Below are 7,779 nucleotides of genomic sequence, written 5' to 3'. Positions count from 1 at the left end.
TTACCGTAAGACTTAAGGAAAGTTCATCCCAGCTTGATGAAGTTGTCGTTGTAGGTTATGGAACCATAGCAAAGCAAGCTGTTACCGGTGCCGTGGCAGAGGCAGATTTGGAAACTTATAACAGAGTACCAGTGAACAATATAATAGAAACAGTTAAGGGTACGTTGCCTGGATTGAATGTTGAAGGGATTAATCGTGCTGGAGCTGTAGCAGATATAACTATAAGAGGCCAAAACTCTATTGGGGCTAGTAATAGCCCTTTAATTGTCGTGGATGGGATAATATATAACGGCTCATTAGGAGATATCAGGCCGGATGATATTGAAAATTTAACAGTTTTAAAGGATGCCAGTGCAGCAGCGGTGTATGGTGCAAGATCGGCAAATGGCGTCATTTTGATTGAAACTAAAAAAGGTGGAGGTATTAACGGCAAACCTCGTTTTAATTTAAAATTGGTAAATAGTATATCGAATCAACTAGAGCCTAATCCCGTTTATACCAAGGGATGGTTTCAGAATATCCTCGATATTCGGGAAGCACAGGGTTTAGATGCCGATCCTAATCTGATCAGAAGTTATTTGACCGAAGAGGAGCAAAAAAATTATGATGCAACCCCCGATCATCAATTTTCTATTCCAGATCCCAATGACATTGGCATAAGGGATGGATTCATGAGAACTGTAGACTTTAGTGTGTCCAACTCTACAGAAAAATCAAATTATTTTATTTCACTTGGACTTACAAATCAAGAAGGTGTGGTTCTTAATGATGACTTCAGACAATATACAGCTAGGATAAATCATAGTTCCAATCTCACTGACTGGTTAAATCTCTCGGTTTTGGCTTCTGCTAGTTTGAGGGATTTTTCAGGCTCTGAGCCATCCTTATCCAGTGTAACCCGCTTAAGTCCATATGCAAGCTTGTACGACGAAAATGGTGACCTTATAAGGTTTTCACAAACCACGACGTCCACTAGTAACCCTCTCTATGCAATAGCCTCCGAACATTCAAGGCTTTCCAATAGTTTGAATGGTGCCATTAAATTAAGATTTGATGTGCCCTGGGTAGAAGGGTTGTCATATACCACGACGTATTCCAACAACTTTCGGTGGAACAAGAATAGAACCTTCTATGGTGAGTTTACCTCACGTGGCGATGATAATGATGGTTATGGGGATAGATCCTATTCTGACAATTACTACAGGTTGTTTGATAACTTAATAACATTCAAGCGTCTATTTGCCCAGAAACATGCTTTTGATTTCACATTACTGTATTCAGTAGAGCAAACAGACTGGGAAGATGAGGAATTAATCGCAAGTGGGTTCGATAATTACGCTTTGGGTTCCTATGGGTTGGCCAATGGAACTAATCAAGCTGTAGACACTGGAGGTGGCGAGAGTGCCGCTATCGGTCAGTTGGCCCGTTTAAATTATTCCTATGATAATAGGTACAGTTTTACGGGTACTGTTCGTCGTGATGGCTATTCTGCATTTAGTGAAAACAACAAATGGGGGGTATTTTCTTCTCTTGGAGCTAACTGGAATATCACCAATGAAAATTTTATGGCCGATTCCAAGCTGTTTAATACACTTTCCCTATCGGCATCTTATGGAAGCGTAGGTAACAGATCAATAGATCCTTACGCTACTCTGGCTAGGATTTCAACAGGAAAGGTCATTTTTGGAGACAGTAATGATTATGCTGTTACACAAGGGATAAGTAGCCTGGCCAATAATTCATTGGGATGGGAAAAAACAACCGGCTTAAATTTAGGGTTGAACTTTGGTATATTGAATAATCGTATTTCTGGAAGATTGGATTATTATAATACAACAACAACAGATTTGATTTTTGAATTGCCCGTGCCAAGAGCTACGGGTGCAGAACAGGAACGCCTTCCAAATGACCTTGGCGAGTTGGCGACAGTATTGGATAATATAGGCGAAATAAAAAATCATGGATTTGAATTGTCTCTAAATACCCAAAACATTGTAACCCCCAATTTTAATTGGACATCGAACATAGCCTTTTCGTTAAACCGAAATAAAATAGAGACCCTCTTAGGTGACGATAATGATGGGGACGGGAAAGAGGACGACCTTCCGCAGTCTAGTCTATTTATAGGTGAAAGTCTTGGTACAATATACGATACAAGGGTTATTGGTATGTGGCAGGAGAATGATACGGATATCATGGACGGTTTAAGGCCAGGGGATTATATGATTGAAGACCTTGATGGGGATGGTCAAATAACCTCCGATGTCGACCGTCAGATTATCGGAAATACCAATCCCAATTTCCGTTGGAGTTTTACGAACACATTTAATTACAAGAATTTTTCTTTGTTGCTGTATGCCTATTCTGTTTGGGGAGGAAATAATTGGTACTTATCAGGAGAAAATGATCCTCATTTAGACTTCGGTACTAACAGAACAGATATCAACCATCCAATATATGACTATTGGACTCCAACCAATACCAATGCAGAATTTCCTAGGCCCGACTATAGTAATGCGGCTTACAGAAGTAAAAGATATTACGATCGAAGTTTTATAAAACTTCAGAAGGTAGCGTTGAGCTATGATTTATCTAGCGTGGTAAATCGCATGGGTATTGAAGGGTTCGTTTTAACCCTTAGTGCGGATAATCTTTTTGTATATGCGCCCCATTGGGATGGATTGGACCCAGAAACGGAACAAGGATTGACCAATGATGCTAGACCATCTATTCGAAATTTTCAATTATCCTTATCGCTAAACTTCTAAATATAATACAATGAAAAAATTAAAATATATAAGTACGTTATTGATGGTGTTCTTTATGTCAGTGGCGTGCAGTGAGGATGAATTTTTAAAAGAAGAACCAAAGGATTTTTTCAGTCCAAGTAATGCATTTGTTTCAGAAGAGGGCTTTATTTCTGCACTAGCCAATATATATCTTGATAATAGAGATTTTTATTATAGTCCAGGAGATAATATTGCAAATTTTGCACTTCTTGGAATAGATGCAGACCTAACGTGGGTTAGGCAAGATGCTGCAGGGGTCTACACAAATGATTATTTTCAATGGAACACCTTCAATGCAGATGCAGATTTTGCAGCTAAGTGGTATGGCATATTTTATTTACAGATTTTTAAGGCCAACACCATCATTGGTAGGATAGATGATATTTCTTGGGAATCAGAGGAAGATCGTAATGCCATCGAGGCGGAGGCAAGGTTTTTGAGAGCCTATTATTACAGATTTCTTGCCAATATGTGGGGAGGTGTACCGCTGGTTTTGGAAGAAACGACTCAGCCAAAGTTCGATTACGTTAGGGATACACGCGAAAATGTATATCTGCAGTGTAAACAAGATTTGGAATACGCCGTACAACATATGTATACTGTGGATCAGGTTCCTGCGGGAAGGGCGCCACGCGCAGCAGCGTACCACATATTGTCAGAAGTTAATATTCAATTGGGCGATTATCAAGGCGCTATAGATGCTGCTTCGGCTGTTATCGATGATGGCAACTTTGCTTTGATGATGGATAGGTTTGGACTTTTTTCGGATTTTGAATGGAGAGGGTATGATTATACTGGTCCCCCAGAACCTTGGGGTGATGTGTATTGGGACATGTTCCGTAAGGGTAATTTTAACAGATCTTCAGGGAACACGGAAACAATATGGAATGTACAGTATGAATTTGATGTTGTAGGAGGGGTGACAGAAGGTAGGACCGAAGGTAACTTTACGTTAGAAAGATGGCTTGGCGGAAGAGTTTATTGGAACGGTGGTTTTGCACAAGATTTAAATGGACTTCGAAATGTTTACAAAGACACTCTGATGGGTAGGTCTGTAGGATTGGGTGGTGCTACCGATTATTTGGAAAATCAAGTATGGAATTTTAAAGGTGATTTCAATAACGATATAAGAAATTCTAAATACAATATTCAACGTACTTATTATTGGAATAACCCTGAAAGTGAATTTTTTGGAATGCCCTTGTCTGAAGATACCTATGACCCAACTTTGCTTGAGAGGTTCAGAGGCGGTAGGATGAGTCAGCCGTCATTTAAGAAAAATGTAGAAGTTTTACATGAACCCTATAAATTACAGGACGGAGAGAATAATTCCGATGGACGAATTTTTAAGGATTGGTATATCATTAGACTTGCGGAGACGTATTTGTTAAGGGCAGAGGCGTATTTACGCAATGGCAATAATGATTTAGCCGCAGCCGATATCAACGCCATTAGGAATAGGGCACAGGCCACTCCGGTAACGGCGGGCGAGGTAGATCTGGATCTTATTCTTGATGAAAGGGCCCGTGAACTGCACTTTGAAGAATATCGATTGAATACCTTATTGCGAACAGGTAAATTGGCCGAGTATCTCAGAAAATATCATTCTGCCACCCTCGAATATGGATATACAATTGATGATCGTGTTAATTTAATGCCTATTCCAAATAGCGAGATTCAAGCAAATAAGGATGCTGCTTTGGAACAAAATCCTGGATACTAGGTCATTTCATTTTAAACTTAATACCGTGGCAATTTGCCACGGTATTCTTATCGCAGTCATAGCAGGTTCCAAATCTTTGCGAAAGGGTTCCGTTCTGCAGACTTGTAGTGTGGAGTTTGGTATCGCAAATTGAACAGATCAAAATTTTTTTAAAAGACAACAAAATGTCAAAAACTTATTCAAGAACACTAGTTCTAACATTCATTCTATTTTCGTTTCTAAAAAGTTACTCTCAGGGATCTGGCTTTACCGATGCTGCCGATTATGGTTTTTCACCGGATGCCACGGGAATAGAGAATGTAAAATCGCTCCAGGCGGCCTTGGACCAAGGGGGCAATATCATTGTTGGTCAACCAGGCACCTACAAAGTGGCGGGTACCTCTTACATTGGAAGCAATACCTCAATAGAATTTGCAAAAGGGGTCATCCTTCAGAAAGTGAATGAAGAAGGGGCTTTTTCCCATGTGTTGCTGAACAAAGGTGCTCTAACACGAACCTGGGATGAACATATTGCTGTGAAAGGGCTTCACATACAAGTGAACGGCATAGTGAAACGCTACGATAAAATATTTGGATTGAGGGGACAGTTGGCCTTTTTCTATGTAAAGGATTTGCGCATAGAAGGCTTCAGGTGCTATGACATTGAGGGAGTTCAATTTAGCATTCATGTCTGCACTTTCGAAGATTTACTGATTGATGATACGATTCTTGTCGGCGATAAAGATGGTATCCATCTTGGTCGTGGCAACCGATTCAGAATTTCGAACGCAACATTTAAAACCCTTGATGACGCACTCGCGCTCAATGCCCATGACTATGCTACATCAAATCCCGAAGTTGGATGGATCGAGAACGGGGTCATCGAGAATTGTCATGATCTGAGTTTGGAAGGCCAACCTTTGGTGGGTTATTTCTGCAGGATTCTGGCAGGTGGCTGGATAGATTGGGAAGAAGGACTAGAGCTGCAAAATGCGGATGCGGTTGTTACCGGAGGCCGGATTTATCGGGTAGACGGAATAGGACCGGACGGCAAGCCCCTGAAAAAAACATGGGTCACCAAGACAAGACCGACCCACAAAGAAGGAACCGTCGAGCTGGACGGCATCAAGTGGGTTATGATGCAGGACGATGTACAGTACACAGCAGGTGTGAGGAACGTGGTGTTCAGGGACATCTTTCTGGAAAAACCACGACAGACATTTTCCATTCACTTCGATAACAGCAGCTGGAGTCGTTCGTACTACCCTGGCGCAGAAATCCCAGAACAGAAACAACTGCTATTCGACAATGTCAGGGTATTGCATGATGGAGACAAACCCTTCATTAAGGTGAACACCCCCGTGGATGTATTTACAGTTACCAATAGTAGTTTAAGGAATACAGGCATTCTTTTCCATGGCAAGGAGGGCTATGTTCCTGACTATGGTAGGACACAGGTAAATTTTTATGGCAATATTCTTAACAAAGAGGGAGAGATGGTCTTGATTGAAAACAGAATTCCAGGGAAAGAGATTGTACTGAAGACAGCGAATAATATTGAAATATCTGAGGACTTCAAGGCGGTGATTGACAAGGGAGAAGGTAAGTTCAAAATAGAGTCAGATTTAACTGGATTGAAAAAATGAAGCCTATGAAATTTTTTGTGATTCTTTGCTTGGCCATTTTCACAATTCACGGTTTTGCACAGGATAAACCTCTAAACCTCAATAAGCCTGAAAGGTGCAAGAATTGGACATAGTATACCACCTGCGGCGGACGAAAGTGAGTATAGTGGGGCGGATGAAAGTGAGCCATTAAAAAGTTCGATTCTATTTACGTGTTTGGATGGTTTATTTTGTAAAAAAGATCATGGCGAACAAACAGATAAAAATGTGCATGGCAAAAAGTGTACGGCGAGGAGGTAGTAAGCGACGCATCACCGAGGAACTGGGCATCTCCCGCAACACGGAGACCAATTATATGAGCTCTTCAATCGTTGCAGGTTGAAGCCCTACTAGGTCTCGGAGATGACCCTGGAGAAGATACAAAGACTCTTCAAGGCCGACCAAAAGCCAAAGTGCGGACAACTCGGGAAGGTTGAACGGTACTACGCCTATTTTGAAAGGGAACACCATAATACGGGGGTTACCCGCCAGTTGCTGTGGAAAGAGTATTGTACGAAGCATCCCGACGGGTTCAAGCTCTCACAGTTCAGGTACTGGTACCGTGAATGGACCAAGGAATCCTCCCCCGTGATGCACTTAACCCACAGGGCGGGAAACAGACTCTTCGTCGATTTTAAGGGCAAAAAACTTCACATAACGAAGAAGTATAAGGGGAGATCTAAGTGCTCGAGGTATACCTGTGCGTACTGGGAAGCAGCCAATATACCTACGTGGAGACCTTTCGGATCTAAAAATTGTCTGACTTCATGCGGTACCGAGTTGTCCGCACTGTGGTTCCATGGCGGAGTCCCCGTGCCCTTGAGTCCGACAACTTGAAGTCCGCCGTCACCATGAGCAGCCGTTTTGAGCCAAAGGTCAACAAGATCATTGCCGATTATGCGGAGCATTACGATACCGCCATACTGCCCACAAGAGCATACGGACCCAGGGACAAGGCGACTGTGTAGAATGGGGTGCACATTGTCTATACCGGGGCGTTCACACTCTTTTGTAATAGTACCTTCCACAGTGTGGTTCAGATCAACAGGGCCATCCTGGAACTGCTAATGGTGCACAACACTGTTTCCATATACTCACGAGGTTCCCTGTTCTGGGAGCTGGAGGTGCCGGAGTTCGGTCCCCTTCCCTTAAAAAGGTGTGAGATAAGGTCCGATGTAAAGGGCACGATCTACAAGAACAGCCATATCTAACTTGACAGGGACGGGCACTACTACAGTATTCCATGCAGGCACATCGGCAAGCAGGTGAAAATCGTCTACACGGACAGCTTTGTGGAGATATACCGCAGGAACGAATGTTTGGTCGGCCGTCTTGAGCACACGGCGCACAGGGTGAACATTAATAAGGGAATCTATGAGGAAAAAATTAAAAATAAACATTAACTACAGCACCAAAATGAAGCGATTTCGTGCACTTGATTTGGTCCGCTCACTTTCATCCGCCTATGGTGGTATTAATTGAACGTCCTATCCAATATACGTCCTATTTAGCGGTGCTAAGGGTTTTGGCAATCAGCCATAGGAACATTTCAACTTTATATTTTAGATTGCTTCTCAGAATTTTAAGGGCTTTGACCATCTGCTTTTCCACCGTATTGATGGAA

At 42.1% G+C, this 7,779-nt stretch carries 5 protein-coding genes and 1 pseudogene; 5 read left to right on the top strand and 1 reads right to left on the bottom strand.

The features are described 5' to 3' along the window. The 3 genes from ACFOWS_RS18965 to ACFOWS_RS18955 all read left to right on the top strand — a co-directional run. A partial coding sequence (locus ACFOWS_RS18965) for a SusC/RagA family TonB-linked outer membrane protein (RefSeq protein ID WP_379768148.1) occupies nt 1–2,768 on the top strand: 2,768 nt, incomplete at its 5' end. Between the two features lie 10 nt (nt 2,769–2,778). Then, complete coding sequence (locus tag ACFOWS_RS18960) at nt 2,779–4,512, top strand: RagB/SusD family nutrient uptake outer membrane protein (RefSeq protein ID WP_379768145.1); 1,734 nt, start codon at nt 2,779–2,781, stop codon at nt 4,510–4,512. A 164-nt stretch (nt 4,513–4,676) separates the two neighbouring features. Further along, entirely contained in the window at nt 4,677–6,137 is a 1,461-nt protein-coding gene (locus ACFOWS_RS18955; RefSeq protein WP_379768142.1) for a hypothetical protein, read from the top strand. A 330-nt stretch (nt 6,138–6,467) separates the two neighbouring features. On the opposite strand, the gene ACFOWS_RS18950 is transcribed toward ACFOWS_RS18955, so the two are convergent. Further along, complete coding sequence (locus ACFOWS_RS18950; protein ID WP_379768139.1) at nt 6,468–6,677, bottom strand: hypothetical protein; 210 nt, start codon at nt 6,675–6,677, stop codon at nt 6,468–6,470. 245 nt (nt 6,678–6,922) lie between these two features. Between ACFOWS_RS18950 and ACFOWS_RS18945 the strand changes: the two genes are divergently transcribed. Both ACFOWS_RS18945 and ACFOWS_RS18940 read left to right on the top strand, forming a co-directional pair. Then, nucleotides 6,923–7,123 carry a hypothetical protein gene (locus ACFOWS_RS18945; RefSeq protein WP_379768136.1) on the top strand — a complete coding sequence of 67 codons (201 nt, stop codon included), beginning with the start codon at nt 6,923–6,925 and terminating at the stop codon, nt 7,121–7,123. Nucleotides 7,124–7,387: 264 nt separating this feature from the next. Continuing rightward, nucleotides 7,388–7,558, top strand: a pseudogene (locus tag ACFOWS_RS18940) (hypothetical protein); the annotation flags it as partial. Nucleotides 7,559–7,779 lie beyond the last annotated feature (221 nt).

Source organism: Flagellimonas marina, assembly GCF_042651185.1.
Lineage (GTDB): Bacteria > Bacteroidota > Bacteroidia > Flavobacteriales > Flavobacteriaceae > Flagellimonas > Flagellimonas marina.
This window is presented reverse-complemented; position numbering and strand designations above follow the sequence as displayed.

Bases quoted from the DNA above. Each gene is read 5' to 3' on its own strand.
- ACFOWS_RS18960 (WP_379768145.1), top strand. From the start codon at position 2,779: ATGAAAAAATTAAAATATATAAGTACGTTATTGATGGTGTTCTTTATG.
- ACFOWS_RS18955 (WP_379768142.1), top strand. From the start codon at position 4,677: ATGTCAAAAACTTATTCAAGAACACTAGTTCTAACATTCATTCTATTT.
- ACFOWS_RS18950 (WP_379768139.1), bottom strand. From the start codon at position 6,677: ATGCTTCGTACAATACTCTTTCCACAGCAACTGGCGGGTAACCCCCGT.
- ACFOWS_RS18945 (WP_379768136.1), top strand. From the start codon at position 6,923: ATGCGGTACCGAGTTGTCCGCACTGTGGTTCCATGGCGGAGTCCCCGT.